13 protein-coding genes are annotated in these 15,090 nt (G+C 74.1%); 10 read left to right on the top strand and 3 right to left on the bottom strand.

Features of this window, described 5'->3' with window-relative positions; all coding sequences use genetic code 11:
* The first annotated feature begins 42 nt into the window (after nucleotides 1-42).
* Complete coding sequence (locus tag ACWF41_RS02355; RefSeq protein ID WP_380318804.1) at nucleotides 43-714, top strand: response regulator; 672 nt, start codon at nucleotides 43-45, stop codon at nucleotides 712-714.
* 674 nt (nucleotides 715-1,388) lie between these two features.
* Here ACWF41_RS02355 and ACWF41_RS02350 read toward each other — a convergent pair.
* Both ACWF41_RS02350 and ACWF41_RS02345 read right to left on the bottom strand, forming a co-directional pair.
* Nucleotides 1,389-1,802 (bottom strand): helix-turn-helix domain-containing protein, encoded by a 414-nt coding sequence (locus ACWF41_RS02350; RefSeq protein ID WP_380318807.1) that lies wholly within the window; start codon nucleotides 1,800-1,802, stop codon nucleotides 1,389-1,391.
* Between the two features lie 91 nt (nucleotides 1,803-1,893).
* Nucleotides 1,894-2,685, bottom strand: a complete 792-nt coding sequence (locus ACWF41_RS02345; protein ID WP_380318810.1) for a deoxyribonuclease IV — start codon at nucleotides 2,683-2,685, stop codon at nucleotides 1,894-1,896.
* 62 nt (nucleotides 2,686-2,747) lie between these two features.
* Between ACWF41_RS02345 and ACWF41_RS02340 the strand changes: the two genes are divergently transcribed.
* A complete protein-coding gene (locus ACWF41_RS02340) occupies nucleotides 2,748-3,572 on the top strand; it encodes a hydroxymethylpyrimidine/phosphomethylpyrimidine kinase (protein WP_380318813.1) in 825 nt (274 codons plus the stop codon).
* 18 nt (nucleotides 3,573-3,590) lie between these two features.
* On the opposite strand, the gene ACWF41_RS02335 is transcribed toward ACWF41_RS02340, so the two are convergent.
* On the bottom strand, nucleotides 3,591-4,646 hold the full coding sequence (locus tag ACWF41_RS02335) for a LacI family DNA-binding transcriptional regulator (protein ID WP_380318816.1): 1,056 nt from the start codon (nucleotides 4,644-4,646) through the stop codon (nucleotides 3,591-3,593).
* A 244-nt stretch (nucleotides 4,647-4,890) separates the two neighbouring features.
* Between ACWF41_RS02335 and ACWF41_RS02330 the strand changes: the two genes are divergently transcribed.
* The 8 genes from ACWF41_RS02330 to ACWF41_RS02295 are packed head-to-tail and all read left to right on the top strand — an operon-like array spanning nucleotide 4,891 to nucleotide 15,043.
* The gene (locus ACWF41_RS02330) at nucleotides 4,891-6,174 is read left to right on the top strand and encodes an ABC transporter substrate-binding protein (protein WP_380318819.1); all 1,284 of its coding nucleotides are present in this window, start codon (nucleotides 4,891-4,893) and stop codon (nucleotides 6,172-6,174) included.
* Complete coding sequence (locus ACWF41_RS02325; RefSeq protein WP_380318822.1) at nucleotides 6,171-7,130, top strand: carbohydrate ABC transporter permease; 960 nt, start codon at nucleotides 6,171-6,173, stop codon at nucleotides 7,128-7,130. Before ACWF41_RS02330 ends, ACWF41_RS02325 begins: the two co-directional genes overlap by 4 nt.
* Nucleotides 7,117-8,046, top strand: coding sequence for a carbohydrate ABC transporter permease (locus tag ACWF41_RS02320; RefSeq protein ID WP_380318825.1), 930 nt, complete (start codon nucleotides 7,117-7,119; stop codon nucleotides 8,044-8,046). The genes ACWF41_RS02325 and ACWF41_RS02320 overlap by 14 nt, the downstream gene beginning before the upstream one ends.
* 47 nt (nucleotides 8,047-8,093) lie before the next feature.
* On the top strand, nucleotides 8,094-8,852 hold the full coding sequence (locus ACWF41_RS02315) for an SDR family NAD(P)-dependent oxidoreductase (protein ID WP_380318829.1): 759 nt from the start codon (nucleotides 8,094-8,096) through the stop codon (nucleotides 8,850-8,852).
* Complete coding sequence (locus ACWF41_RS02310; RefSeq protein WP_380318832.1) at nucleotides 8,849-10,888, top strand: heparinase II/III domain-containing protein; 2,040 nt, start codon at nucleotides 8,849-8,851, stop codon at nucleotides 10,886-10,888. The genes ACWF41_RS02315 and ACWF41_RS02310 overlap by 4 nt, the downstream gene beginning before the upstream one ends.
* Entirely contained in the window at nucleotides 10,885-13,053 is a 2,169-nt protein-coding gene (locus ACWF41_RS02305) for a DUF4962 domain-containing protein (protein WP_452181930.1), read from the top strand. The genes ACWF41_RS02310 and ACWF41_RS02305 overlap by 4 nt, the downstream gene beginning before the upstream one ends.
* Entirely contained in the window at nucleotides 13,050-13,685 is a 636-nt protein-coding gene (locus ACWF41_RS02300; protein WP_380322460.1) for a DUF624 domain-containing protein, read from the top strand. Before ACWF41_RS02305 ends, ACWF41_RS02300 begins: the two co-directional genes overlap by 4 nt.
* Entirely contained in the window at nucleotides 13,682-15,043 is a 1,362-nt protein-coding gene (locus tag ACWF41_RS02295; RefSeq protein ID WP_380322457.1) for a GDSL-type esterase/lipase family protein, read from the top strand. Before ACWF41_RS02300 ends, ACWF41_RS02295 begins: the two co-directional genes overlap by 4 nt.
* Nucleotides 15,044-15,090 lie beyond the last annotated feature (47 nt).

Raw genomic sequence — 15,090 nt, 5'->3', positions numbered from 1 at the left:
ATGAGGTGGGCGGCATGAGGTGGGCGGCATGAGGTGGGCGGCGTGAGCGCGACGACGCGGGTGGTGCTGGTCGACGACGACCCGTTGGTGCGGTCGGGGCTGTCCCTGATCCTGGGCGGCGCCCCGGACCTGGAGGTGGTGTCCTCGGCGGCCGACGGAGTCGAGGCGCTGGCGGTGGTCGCGCGCGAGCGGCCCGACGTGGTCCTCATGGACATCCGCATGCCGCGCCTGGACGGCATCGAGGCGACGCGGCGGCTGCGCGACGTCCCCGACCTGCGTGACGTCCGTGTCATCGTGCTCACCACGTTCGACGCGGACGACATGATCGTCGAGGCCCTGCGCGCGGGGGCCGCCGGGTTCCTGCTCAAGGACACGCCGCCGGCGCGCCTCGTCGAGGCGGTCCGGGCCGCGGCCGCCGGCGAGCCGACGCTCTCGCCGCGCGTCGCAGAGCAGCTCATCGCCGCCGTCACCGACCGGTCCGCCCCCGACGGCCGCCGCGCCGCGGCCGCGCGGCTCGACGCGCTGACCGACCGCGAGCGGGAGGTCGCGCTCGCCGTCGCGCGCGGGCTGTCCAACGCCGACATCGCCGGCGAGCTCTACATGAGCGTCCCGACCGTGAAGACGCACGTCTCCCGCATCCTCACCAAGCTCGACGCCGCCAATCGCGTGCAGGCGGCGATCGTCGTGCACGACGCCGGTCTCGCGGACGGCTGAGGTCTTCCTGACGGCTGAGGTCCTCCGGGCGGCTGGGGCTCGGGCGGCAGGGGCCCGCGGACAGAGTCTCGGGGGCGGCCGGTGTCTCGGGGGCAGCCGGTGTCTTGCGGGCTGCTGGGGTCTCGTGAGAGCGCGCCGGCCACCGAGGCGCGTCTGAGCCTGTCGCGCCTGTCGCGCCGGTCGCGCCTGTCGCGCCGGTCGCGCCGGTCGCGCCGGTCGCGCCTGTCGAAAGCGTCCGCGCGTGTCGTCGCCTCGAGGACGTTGTTGTTTTGTGCTCTGTCCGCCGTTCAGGAATTCCGCCTGCCGGGCGGTCACGGATACGGCCGAGCCCCCTGTGACCGCCGGGCGGGATTCTCGCCGCTTCCGCGCACGCAACTCCCGCTCTGCGGGAGATACGTGCTGTGCCGAATCCGCGCCCGCCCGGCCGGAACCTCGCCGCGTCCGCGCACGTCGTTCCGGCTCGGCGGGAGTTTCGTGCTTCGCAGGATCCGTGCCTGCCTGGCCGAAGGGATTCCTGTTCCGCGGACAGAGCGCAAAACACCAACGTCCTCGAGGTGACGACGCGCCGGACGAGAGACACGCCGGGGCAACGCGCGGCGCGGGGGCGGCCCGGGACGGCGGCGCTGAACGGCCGGGACCGGCCCCGGCCAGCCCGCACGGGAGCTCGCCGGCGCTCACCAGGGCGAGCGGGCCCGGGGCGGCTCGGTGAGCAGGTCGGTCACGTGGCAGCCGTAGAGGATGGCGAGCCGCCCGATGTCGTCGAGCGACCAGGGCACCTGGCCGGTGTATCGGGCGGAGACCGCCGAGCGGGAGCGCCCGAGCGCCCTGGACAGGTCCTGCTGGGTCATACCCCGCCGGGCGCTCTCGTACCGGACTGCGCCGGCGGCGGCCTCTGCGAGCCCGTCGGGCAGGAGGCGGCGGGCTCGCCGCCGCCGGGGTCGAGGAGCGCCGGGCCCGCCCTCGGCGTCGTCGATGTCGGGGTCGAGGTCCGGGTCGGTGGCCGGTGACCAGTACGGGTCCACCGCGCGCCGTCGCGCGACCTCGAGGTCTTCCCCCACGCCTTCGGGGCTGTTCCAGTAGGTGTTCACGCCACCGATGCTGGTGGACCCGCGCGCCCGCGGACGGGCTTCGTCCACAGGCGTCCGGCAGATGGGCCTGCGGTCGAGCGTGACGATGGCGTCAGGCGGCGAGGCGCTCCCGCAGCCAGGCGATGTCCGGGCCCATGTCGCCGTGGGTCTCGCAGACGACGGGGGCCCCGGCGGCCGCGACCACGCCCACCAGCAGCTCCGGCGGGATGTTCCCGTCGCCGAAGTGCGCGTGCCGGTCGGCGCCGGACCCGGCGGTGTCGCGGGAGTCGTTGGCGTGCACCAGGTCGATGCGACCGGTGATCGCACGGATGTCGTCGACGGCGGTCGCCAGGTCGATGCCGCCGGCCCACGCGTGGCAGGTGTCGAGCGTGATGCCGACGTTCTCGGCGCCGTTCGCCCGCATCACCGCGGCCCAGAGCAGCTCCAGCCGGTCGAGACGGCGGGCCATCGAGAAGTCGCCGCCCGCCGTGTTCTCGATGAGCACGGGCACGTCGGTCTCGAGGGCGTCGATCGCCTTGCGCCAGTTGTCGAAGCCCACGTCCGGGTCGTCCTTCGCGGTGACGTGCCCGCCGTGCACGACGACCCCCTTGGCGCCGATCTCGCCGGCGCCGGTCATGATCTGCTGCAGCAGCTTGCGGCTGGGGATACGGATGCGGTTGTTGGTCGACGCCACGTTGATGACGTACGGCGCGTGCACGTAGACGTCGATCCCCGCCGCCGCCGTCTCCTCGCGGAACGCGTCCGCGCCGCCGGGATGGTCGAGCGGTGGCACCTTCCACGCCTGCGGGTCCGACAGGAACACCTGGACCACCTCGGCCCCGATGTCCTTCGCCTGCGCGACGGCGTCCGACAGGTCGACGTGGGCCCCGATCTTCACGCTCATGCGCCCACCCTACGGATCCCGCCCGACAACACCCCGTCGACGCCGTCGTAGGCTGGCCCACCATGAGCACCACGCCGCCGCTCGCGTACGTCATCGCCGGTTCCGAAGCCACGGGAGGGGCCGGCATCCAGGCCGACCTCAAGACCTTCCAGCAGCTCGGCGCCTACGGGGTGGGGACGCTGACCTGCATCGTCTCGTTCGACCCGAAGCACGACTGGGCCCACCGGTTCGTGCCCGTCGACCCGCAGGTCATCGCCGACCAGTTCGAGGCCGCCACGTCCACCCACGCGCTCGACGTGGTGAAGATCGGGATGCTCGGCACGCCCACGACGATCGACGTCGTCGCCCGCTCGCTCGAGTCGCAGCCGTGGCGCCACGTCGTGCTCGACCCGGTCCTGATCTGCAAGGGGCAGGAGCCCGGCGCGGCCCTCGACACCGACACCGCGCTGCGCGAGCGCGTGCTGCCGCTGGCCACCGTCGTGACGCCCAACCTGTTCGAGGCGAAGACCCTCGCGGGCATGGACGACATCACGTCCGTCGAGGAGCTCGTCGAGGCGGCTCGCCGCATCCACGCCCGGCTCGGCGACGGCACCGGCCGCCGCTACGTCGTCGCCAAGGGCGGCGTGGAGCTGCCCGGGGAGGACGCCGTCGACGTCCTGTTCGACGGCCAGGACGTCACCGTGTTCGCCGCGCCGAAGGTGGGCGAGGAGCGCGTCTCCGGGGCGGGTTGCACGTTCGCCGCCGCGATCACCGCCGAGCTCGCCAAGGGCGCCGACGTGCCCGACGCCGTCCGCGTCGCCAAGGACATGGTCACCCGCGGCATCGAGGCGCGCGTCGGCGCCCGGACGCCGTTCGACACCGTGTGGCAGGGCGCGTACGTCGCCTGACGCGCGCCCCGCGGGGGGTCACGCGACGGGCGCGGCCGTCGAGTCGCGCACCACGAGCTCGGGCCGGAAGAGCAGGGACGACCCGTGGGACGCGGGCTGCTCGCCGTCGGGCGCGTGCAGCGCGTGGAACGCCGCGGCCGCCATCTCCTTCATCGGCTGCCGCACGGTGGTGAGGCGCGGCGAGTAGAGCTCGGCGAGCACGATGTCGTCGAAGCCGGCGACGGACACGTCGGTGCCCACCTCCATGCCGGCGTCGCGGACGGCGCGGCAGACGCCGATGGCGGTCATGTCGTTGACGGCGAAGATCGCCGTGGGGGGCGTGGGCCCGGTGAGCAGCTCCGTGGCGGCCACGCGCCCCAGCTCCGCGGCCTCGACGTCGCCGAACGTGCCGTCCGCGCTGCTGCTGCCCGGCCAGGTGACGACGTCGGGCCGCGCGATCCCGGCCCGCTCGAGCGCGCGCAGGAAGCCCTGGAACCGCTCGGTGCGGTTGACGGACCGGATCGCGCCGGAGACGAAGGCGATACGGCGGTGCCCGAGGGCCACGAGGTGCTCGCCCATGAGCTCGGCGCCGATGGTGTTGTCGACGCTGACGTTCACGAGTCCGGCCGGGTCGTCGGCCTGCGCGGTGCGGTCGAAGGCGACGAGCCGCAGCCCGTCCTCGATCAGCCCGGAGACGTGCTCCAGCGACGGGAGCGAGGAGCACAGCACGATGCCGCGGATGCCGTCGGCGATGAGCTCGTCCACGTACTGCCGCTCGCGCGCGGGGTCGCGCTCGGAGTTGCACAGCAGCACGTGGTAGCCCTCGGTGAGCGCGGCGGCCTCGAGGTAGCGGGCGAGCGCGCCCCAGTACGGGTTGCCCACCGACGGCACGACGAGGCCGATCACCTGCGGCTTGCCGGTGCGGAGCTGGCGCGCCGCGCGGTTGGGGCGGTAGCCGAGCTCCCTGATGGTGCTCTCCACCCGCTCGCGGGTCTCGGGCAGCATCCGGCCCGTGCGCCCGTTCAGCAGGTTCGAGACGGTGCTCGTGGACACGCCGGCCGCACGTGCGACGTCCAGGATCGTGATGCCAGCCATGTGCTCGTGCGGCCTCCTCCGGTTCCGGGACCAGCCCACCCGGTCAGTGCAACGATGGACTGTGTGGTGCTGATCATAGTGCATGCGCCCGGGGCATCCTCTGACGCCGGACGGCGCAAATCCAGGGTCGATACGGCGCTTGACCTGTGCGCGCCGTCACTCTATCGTCGGTGCATCGTTACACCGGAGTCGCCGTCGACTCCCATCGCCTGCGCGAGATCAACGCCGATCGAAAGGGCTAGTCATGGATTTCAGCCGCCGTAGCTTCCTCACGGCCATGGGGCTCGGGACCGCGGCCGTCGTGGCCGGCTGCAGCACGACGAGCCCCGGTGGCTCGTCCGCAGCCGACCCCGACGGCCCCGTCGAGGGCGACATCACCTTCCTGTGCGCGCTCTTCGAGGGCGCCACGGGCAAGGAGACGCTCGAGGGCAACCTCATCAAGAAGTTCAACGAGAAGTACCCGGACGTCAACGTCACCGTGGACTACACCGACTACGGCTCGCTGAACGAGAAGATCACCACGGGCCTGGCCAGCGGCCTCATGCCCGACGTGGTCACGCTCGGCGTCGGCTGGATCCCGCCGTTCGCGTTCAAGAACGCGATCGCCCCGCTGCCGGAGGAGCTGGCCACCCGGTACACGTACGAGGAGCGCGTCCTCGAGCCGTCGCGGTACGACGGCAAGCTCTACGCCCTGCCGATGGTGCTGGACACGCGCATCGTGGCCTACCGCAAGGACTTCTTCGAGGAGGCCGGCATCACCGACACCCCGAAGAACTGGGACGAGCTGCGCGAGGTCGCGAAGAAGCTCACCGTCAAGGACGGCGACAAGGTCACGCGCGTCGGCTTCGACCCGTTCTCCATCGACCTGCGCCAGTGCTGGGAGACGTTCCTGTTCGGCAACTCCGGCGAGCTCTTCTCCCCGGACGGCCGTGAGGTGCTGTTCGACAGCCCCGAGGGCGTCGCGTCGCTGCAGCTCTTCCTCGACATGATGGCGGACGGCTCGGCCGACTTCGCCCTCAAGACCGAGGCCGGTCAGCCCACCACCCTCCAGCAGGGCGCGTCGGCGATCATGATGACGAACAACTCGCTCTACGTGCAGCTGCAGCAGCAGTCGCCCGAGCTGATCGACAAGATCGGCACGTTCGTGCTCGGCAACACCGACCCCGCGATGCTGCAGGGCGGCACGATGGTGTCCCAGTCGGCCACCTCCAAGCACCCCGCGGCGGCGCGCGCGTTCGTCGAGTTCATGGGCTCGCCCGACGCCGTCCTCGTCTCGAGCGAGCAGCGCGGCTCCGTGCCCGCGATCTCGGACCTCAAGGACAGCGACTACGTCAAGGGCAACCCGATGGTCGAGTTCGCGATCAACAACCTCGACAAGGCGCGGTCCGAGGGCGGCACCCCGGCCTGGATGGAGATCCGCGAGAAGATCAAGCCGACCCTGGAGACCGCGATCGTCGGGCAGCAGTCCGCCCAGGCGGCCATCGACCAGCTCGCCGGCATCGCGAACGACGCGATCGCGCGTCTGTGACCGCCGTGGCCGTCGTCTCCACGCCGCGCGACGTGAGTGCGCCGCCCGACGTCCCGCCCCGCCCGTCCGCGCCGAAGCGCGGGCGGGCCGGGCGGGCCCGCCGCCGCGCGGGCATGCTCATGCTCGCTCCGGCGGTGCTGCACGCGTTGATCTGGATCGGCATCCCGATGGTCGCGGCCTTCGTGCTGTCGTTCACGAACTACGACGTGCTCACGCCGCCGAAGTTCAACGGGATCGAGAACTACGTCGACGCGCTCACCGACCCGGTGTTCCGCCGGGGCATGCTGAACACCTTGGTCTACGCGTTCTTCACCGTGCCGGTCGCGATGGGGATCGCGCTGCTCATCGCGCTGATGCTCGACACGCAGCTGCGCGCCCGGGCGCTGTTCCGCACCGCCGTCTTCATCCCGCAGGTGACGGCGACCATCGCCGTCGCGCTGGTGTGGCTGTGGATCTACGACCCGCGCAACGGCCTGCTCAACGCGGTGCTCGCCTTCTTCGGCATCCCCGCGCAGAACTGGCTGTCGTCGACGACGTGGGCGATGCCCGCGATCATCGTCGTGGGCATCTGGCAGGGCATCGGCCTCAAGATGCTCATCTACCTGGCGGCGCTGCAGTCACTGCCGAAGGACGTCTACGAGGCCGCGTCGGTGGACGGCGCCTCCAAGACGCGCCAGTTCTTCAGCATCACGCTGCCGCTGCTGAAGCCGGCCACGTTCTTCGTCTTCGTCACCTCGGTCATCTCCGCCTTCCAGGCGTTCGACCTCATCTACATCCTCACGGACGGCGGCCCGGCGAACACGACCACGATGATGACGTACGAGATCTACAAGTCGGCGTTCCGGGAGTTCCGCCTCGGCTACGCCTGCGCCCAGTCGATCATCCTCTTCGTGTTCCTGCTGCTGCTGACGCTCGCGAACCGACGGCTCAACGGAGGCGACAGTGGCCGCAACTGACCTGGGCGCGGTCTCGCCGCGCACCACGCTCGACGTCGTCGGGCGCTCCCCGGCGTCCCGCCGGCGCCTGTCGAAGACCGCCCTCTACGTGGCCCTGACCGTCATCTCCGTGGTGATGGTGGTGCCGTTCGTGTGGATGGTGCTGACGTCGCTCAAGACGCCGGCCGACATCGCGGCCACGCCGCCCACGTTCTTCCCGACCGAGTGGGCGTGGCACAACTACGCCGACGCGCTCGCCGCGGCGCCGTTCCTCACCTACGCGCGCAACAGCCTGATCATCGCGGTGAGCCACACGACCATCAACCTCGTGATCGCGTCGATGGCGGGGTACGCGCTGGCCCGGCTGCGGTTCCGCGGCTCGGAGCTCGTGTTCCTCGGGTTCGTCGCGGCGCTGATGATCCCCACCTACACGAAGATCATCCCCGAGTTCCTCATCGTGCGGTTCATGCCGCTGTTCGGCGGCAACGACATCCTCGGGCAGGGCGGCACCGGCTGGCTCGACACCTGGTGGGCGCTCATCATCCCGGGCGCGGTGACGCCCTTCGCGGTCTTCCTGTTCCGGCAGTTCTACCTGGACCTGCCGGTGGAGCTGGAGGAGGCGGCGCGGCTCGACGGCGTGAGCGAGCTCGGCATCTGGGCGCGGATCATGACGCCCCTGGTCAAGCCGGCGTTCATCACCGTGGCGCTGCTGACGTTCGAGAGCTCCTGGAACAACTTCCTGTGGCCGCTGCTCGTGACGCGTTCCGACTCGATGCGCGTGATCCAGGTGGGCCTGTCGGTGTTCCGCACGGAGAACGACACCCAGTGGGCGTTCCTCATGGCCGGCACCACGCTGGCCACCCTGCCGATGGTGGTGCTCTTCCTCCTCGGCCAGAAGTACTTCGTCCGCGGCTTCGCGAACGCGGGCATCAAGTGACGGGCGGCGAACGGTCGCCCGTCGGACAGAGAGGCAAGCAGATGGCGATGGACATGACGGACGCGAAGGTGCTCGTCACGGGCGCGGGGCACGGCATCGGGCGCGGCGTCGCGCTCGGGCTGGCCGCCGCGGGTGCGGACGTCGTGGTGCACTACGGCAGCTCGGCCGACGCGGCCGCGCGGACGGTGGCGGACATCGAGGCGCTGGGTCGCAAGGCGGTCGCCCTGCAGGCCGACGTCACGTCGACGCAGGACGTGGACCGGCTGGTCGCGGACGCCGTGGCGTTCCTCGGCGGGCTCGACGTCGTCGTGTGCAACGCGGGCCACCTCGTGGGCCGCGTGCCCGTCGCGGAGATGAGCGACGACCACTTCGCCCAGGTGGTCGACGTCAACCTCGGCGCCACGTTCCGCACGTGCCGGGCCGCCATCCCGCACCTGGTCGAGTCCGACCGGCCGCGCGTCGTCGCGATGTCCTCGCTCGCCGCGCACAACGGCGGCGGCCCCGGGTCGGTCGTGTACGCGGCGTCGAAGGCGGCCGTGCGCGGCTTCGTCAAGGGCCTGGCCAAGGAGCTCGGGCCGCAGGGCGTCACCGTCAACGCGGTGGCCCCCGGCTACATCGCCGACACGGCGTTCCACGGCACGTTCAGCACGGACGAGGCCCAGCAGAAGATGATCGCGGGCACCCCGATCGGGCGCGCCGGCACGGTCGAGGACGTCGCGGCCGCGGTGCAGTACCTGGCCTCGCGCGAGGCGTCGTACATCACCGGCACCACGCTCGACATCGACGGGGGGACCTGGCCCCGATGACCTCCCTCGCCCCCGTCACCCCGGACCACACCCCGGACCACGCCCCCGACCACGCCCCCGACCACGCCCCCGTCGGCGAGACCGTCGCGGCCGGCCTCCCGCGCGAGCGCGGCGGCTGGTGGCACGACCTCGTCTGCCCGACGCACGGCACGGAGCTCTCCCACGCGGGGATCCCCGGGCCGGTGCCGCCCGCGGGCGGCGTGCGCTGCCCGCACGGCTGCGTGGTCGACACGGAGCTGGTGCGCGGCGCCTGGCTGGTGCTCAGCCACCAGGCGTGGGCGCGGCGGGCCCGGGTGCTGGCGCACCGGGCCGCCCGGACGGGGGACAAGGCGGCGCGGGCGGAGGCGGTGGCCCTGCTGGTGGGCTACGCCGGCGTGTACGCCGAGGTGGCGGGCGGGGGCGAGCACGAGCGGGCGCAGGACTGGATGCTGCGCGGGCGCCTCTTCCACCAGGCGCTCACCGACGCCATCTGGGCGGTGTCGATCGGGCACGCGGTGTGGTCGCTCGCGGAGGCCGACGCGGACCGGGCCGGCGACCTGGCGCCCGTGCTCGCGATGCTCGACGCGACGGCCGAGGCGGCCCGCGCCGCCCGCGCCCGCCTGGTGGCCGACGGGAAGTTCACCTCCAACTACACGGCCTGGCTCAACGCCGCCGGCCGCGTGTGCAGCCGGGCCGCCGCCCTCGTGCGGGGCGACCTGGCGGCGCCCGGCGTGGCCGACGACGAGTGGCTGGCGGGGGAGCACGGGCAGCTCGCCCACGCGCTCGCGGCCAGCACCCGCGGGGGCTGGGAGTGGGAGGCGAGCACGTACTACCACGGGTTCGTCGTGCGGGCGTACCTGCTGTCGCTGCGCGGCACCGACCCCGCGGCGCTGCCCGCCGAGGCCCGTGACCGGCTCGTCGCGATGGTCGACGTGCTCGCGGGTCTCGCGACCGACGGCGGCGTGCTGCCCTCGGTGCACGACGGCCCGTACGTGCGTCCGTCCCTCGCGCTGGAGTGGACGGAGCTGGCCGCGCTGGCGGACGGCTTCGTCACCGGCGCCGGGCTCGACGCGGTCGCCGCGCACGCCCGCACGGAGGCCGCGGCCGGGGACGGCGACGACGAGCCCGCCGACGGGCTCGAGACCGAGCTGCGGCGCATGGGCGAGGGCTCGGCCGACTGGTTCGCCGGCCCGCCCCTGCCGGTGGAGCGGGCCCCGCGGCCCGCCGTCAGCCTGGACGAGGAGGTGGGGATCGCCGTCCTGCGCGGCGCGGGGATCCACGCCGTCCTCGACCACGGCCCGCACGGCGCGGGGCACGGCCACCACGACAAGCTCGCGCTCGCGCTGTTCGGGCGGAGCAGCCCCTGGCAGCCCGACCCGGGCCAGGTGCCGTACGGCCACCCGGCGTGGCGGGCGCACTACGCGTCGGCGGCCGCGCACCCCGTGGTCCGCGTCGGCGACGGCGACCCCGCCGAGGCCACCGGCCGCCTGCTGGCCCGCACCGAGCGGTCGCTGACCGTCGAGGTCCGCGGCGACGAGTCCTCCTGGTACGACGGCGCCCGCGCCGTCCGGCACGTGGTGCTCGGCGACGGCTACCTGCTCGACGTCGCGCACGCCCGCGCCGACCGGCCGCGCCGCCTCATGCTGGGGCTCCGGCCGGACGTGCCGCTGGGCGTGCGCGTCGACGGCGACACCGTCCGCACCGCCTGGCGCGGGGCGGAGGCGCTCGACGGCGTGCACGCGGCGCGCGCGGCCGGACCCGACGGCACGGGGTCGGACACACCCGTGCCCGTGCGGGCCGTCGTGCGGCCCGGACCCGGGCCGTCGGACGACCCGCAGCGCGAGCGCGCGCACGTGGACTGGGCGGCCGAGGCCGCGACGTCGGCCACCTGGGTGTCGGTGTTCCAGGCCGACGCCGGGGCCCGCGGCGGCGGCGCGGACGTGACGGGCGTCGAGCTCGCCGGTGCCGAGGTGCGGGTGCACCGCGCGGACGGCGCGGTCGACGTCCACCCGCTGCCCGCGGAGATGGCCGCAGAGAAGGCCGAGGCGATGGCATGACCGAGACGATCGCGCCCGCGCGGATGCTGCTGCTCGACGCCGACCGGCTGGCGGACCTGCGCTCGCGGCTCGACGGCGACCTGGCCCCGCAGTGGCGCCGGCTGGCGGAGCAGTGCGACCTGTACCGCCGCACGGCGCCGCCGGCCGAGCACCCGATGGCGAGCATCACCTACCTGGGGCCGGCGGCCGCGAACCTGGCCCTCGCCTACCGGCTCACGGGCCAGCGGCACTACCTCGAGGAGGCGTGGCGCTGGATCTCCGCGGCCGTCTCGTTCGACCACTGGGGCCGCGCCCACCTGCCCGACCACGACCTCGACGCCGGGTGGATCCTGCACGGCCTGTCGCTCGCGTACTCGTGGCTCGGCGACGACCTCGAGCCCCTGCGGCGCGAGGCCCTGCGCGCCAAGCTCGAGCTGCAGGGAGAGCGGCTGTACGACTTCGCCGTCGAGAGCGAGGGCGGCTGGTGGTCCAGCTCGTACTGGCAGAACCACCACTGGATCTGCCACACCGGCCTCGCCACCGTGGGCTACGCGCTCGGCGTGCGGGCGTGGACGGAGCGGGCCAAGGCGGCGATGGGCACCGTCGTCGACGTGCTGCCCGCCGACGGCTCCGACATGGAAGGCGTCGTCTACTGGCGCTACGGCGTGCCGTGGCTCGCGACGTACCTCGACCTGCTGCAGGACGCCGAGGGCGTGGACTGGTGGGACCGGTGCCGCTTCCTGGCCAGCACCTTCTTCTACCGGCTGCACCAGGCGGCGCCCGGCTACGAGGAGATCGTCGACCACGGCGACTGCCACGACCGGCGCAGCGGGCACAGCGTGGCCCTGTACCGGATCCTCGCCGCGCGCTACCGGCTCGGAGAGGCGCAGTGGCTCGCCGACACCGTCGCCGAGCGGTTCTTCTGGCGCGAGGCGTACGAGAGCGGCGTGAAGCCCGGTGTCCTGCCCGAGGCGTGGGCCGAGCTGCTCTGGTACGACGCGTCCGTGGCGCCCGTCGACCCCGCGACGTCGGTCGCGCCGCAGGCGGCGTTCGAGGACCTCGGGCTGCTGGTGCACCGCACGTCGTGGGCCGACGACGCCACGCTCGTGTCGTTCAAGTCCTCGCCCGGCGGCGGCCACACCGCCTGGGACACGTCGCGCCGGATCGACGCCGAGCGCGGCTGGGACACCCTCAGCGCGGGCCACCACCACCCGGACGCCGGCTCGTTCGTGCTCGCGTCGCGCGGGGCGTGGCTGCTGGTCGACGAGGGGTACTCCAACCAGAAGCGCGCCGGGCACCACAACCTCGTCCTCGTGGACGGGCAGGGCTTCGCGGGGGAGGGGCGCTACCACGTGTACGCCGACGCCCCGCCGGACCGCACCGCCGACATGGTCGACGTGCTCGCCGACGGCGGCTTCCTGCACGGCCGCGCCCGCACCGGGCGGATGTACCCGGCGGAGCTGGGCGTCGAGTTGCTGGAGCGCACGCTGGTCGTCATGCCGTCCGGGCGCACCGTCGTCGTCGACCGCGGCCGCGCCGCCGAGCCGCGCGAGTGGACCGTGCTGCTGCACGCCGACCACCCGAGCGAGGCCGTCGACCTCGGCGTACCGCACGACGGCGTCGGGGCCGTCGTCGACGACGGCGCGGTCCGGCGCGTGCTGCGCAACGGCCGCGCGGGCGCGTGGCTCACGACCCACGCTGCGGGAGGCGCACGCGCCGAGCAGGTCGTCACCGACGTGGCGGCGAACCCGACGTCGAGCACGCCGTCGCTGGTCGTGACGCGGCGGTTGCACACGCTGCGCGTCATGCCGCCCACGTCGCGCGACCTGCTCGCCGTGACCGTCGTCGAGCCCTTCGACGCCTTCCACCCGACCCCGTCCACCGCCCGAGTCCTCCCCACCGAACGCTGTGAGCGGGCGATTGGCCCTGATTCGACGGAGAACGGGGCCAATCGCCCGCTCACAACGGAGGTGGGGGTGGACCTGGGCGGCGGGGAGCGGGTGCACCTCGCCGGGCCGGACGGCGTGATCGACGCCGGCGGCGTGCGCGCCCTCGCGCGGGCGGTGCTGGTGGCGGGCGACCGGGTCGCGGTCGTCGGGGCCACGCGCGTCGAGGTCGACGGTCGGGTGCTCGTCGACGGGGACGTCGAGGTCACCGGCGTCCTGCCCGGCGGGGCGGTCCGATGACGACCGCCCCGGCCGCGCCCCCGAGGCCCGCACTGGACCGGTCCCGCCGCTGGTCGCAGACGCTCATGGGCTGGCTGGAGTACCTGGCCCACCCCGTGGCGGCGGGCGCGGCGTTCGCGATCCTGTGCCTGGGTGTCGTCACGTGGCTCCCGGCGCTCGCCGCCGTCGGCCATGCCCTGCGCGCCTGGCGCTCGGACGGCGACGGGCGCACGTTCACCGGCGTGTTCCGGGCGTTCCGCGCCTACCTGCGGCCGCTGCTCGGGCACGCGGTCGCGTCGACGGCGGGGCTCGTGCTGCTCGCCGTCGACGTGGCGTTCCTCGTCGGGCGCACCGGGCCCGCCGCCCTCGTGCTCGTGACGCTCGCGCTCGGCCTGCTCGTCGCGAGCGTGCCGTACCACCTGGCGCTCGCGGTGGTCGCCGCCGCCCGGCCGGACGGTTCGGTGCGGACCTGGGTGCCCGGCGCCCTCTGGTTCGCGTTCGCCTCGGTGCCGCGCGGCACCGCCCTGCTGGGCGCCGCGGTCGCGACGCCCGTGTTCTCGCTCGTGATCCCCGCGGGCCCCCTGCTGCTGTGCGCGAGCGTCCCCGTCCTGGTGGGGCTCGTGATCCTCGACCAGACGGAGGACGACGCATGACCGGCACCACCGCACACGCCCTTCCCCGCCCGGGCGTCGTTGCCCGGCGCTCCCTGCTCACCGGCGCGCTCGCCACCACCGGCGCGCTGCTCCTCGCGCCGCGCGCCACCGCCCTCGCCGGGGCGGAGGCGCTCGCGGAGGCCGGCACCGCCGCCTCGGGCGGGCCCCGGACGACGGCGTGGGTGCCGTCGTGGACTACCGCCCACACTCGCCCCACCGCGACCGACCCGCTGGTGCTCGGCGGGGTCACCGACCGCACGGTGCGGCACGTGCTGCGGCTCAGCGCGGGCACCCGGGGCACGGCCGGCGGCCCCGGGCGCACGGGGACGCTACGAGTCCGGCTGGCCGGCACGTTCTCGGCCGCGCCGGTCCGCGTCGGCGCGATGACGGTCGCGCGCCGGGCCCCGGGGCTCTCGGGGGCGGGCGCGGGCGTCGACCCGGCCACCGTCACGACGCTCACCTTCGGCGGCGAGCGGGGCGCGCTCCTCGCGGCGGGCGCGACGCTCGTCAGCGACCCGGCGTCCCTCGACGTGCCCGACGGCGGCGACCTCGTCGTGAGCGTGCACCTGCCCGGGCCCACCGGGGCGCTGAGCTTCCACCGCAACACCCACGCGACCGGCTACGTCGGCGCGGGCGACCTCACCGCCGACGCGGGCCCTGGATTCGCCGGCGCGGAGGTCACGAGGTCCGCCGTGCTGCTCGTGGGGGTGGACGTCGAGCGGCCGGGCGTGCCCGGCGTCGCCGTCCTGGGCGACTCGATCACCGAGGGCGTGGGCACACCCGACGACGCCGACCTGCGGCTCACCGACCACCTCGCGCGCGGCCTCGCGGCCCGGGGCGGCGCCGTCGGCGTCGCGAACCTCGGCATCAGCGGCAACCGCGTGCTGCTCGACGACGAGCGCTTCGGCCCGAGCGGCCAGGCCCGCCTCGACCGCGACGCGCTGGCGCTGCCCGGCGTCGACACCCTGCTCGTGGTGCTCGGCGTGAACGACCTGCAGCAGCCGCCCAGCCAGCTCGACCCGGCCGTGCTGCTGGCCGGCTACCGCCAGCTCGTGCTGCGCGCCCGCGACCGAGGGCTGCGGGTGGTCGGCACCACGATCACGCCGTTCGGCGGCTGGCAGCGCTGGACGCCCGCCCTCGAGGAGGAGCGCCGGGTGGTCAACGCGACGCTGCTGGCCGAGGCCGGCCGCGGCCCGAGCGCCTTCGACGCCGTCGCCGACGTGGCGTCCGCGCTCGCCGACCCGGCCGACCCCGCGCGCCTGGCGCCCGCCTTCGACAGCGGCGACGGCCTGCACCCCACCCCCGCGGGCGCGGCGGCGATGGCCGCCGCCGTGACCCGCCGCGCCCTCCTGGGCTGATCCTTCCCGCGGCACCACCGCACCACCGCACCCTGCGCTCCACCCAC

It is taken from the genome of Isoptericola sp. NPDC055063 (assembly GCF_053608125.1).
Note: the sequence above shows the minus strand (reverse complement) of the source record. Positions and strands in the feature narration are given on the sequence as shown.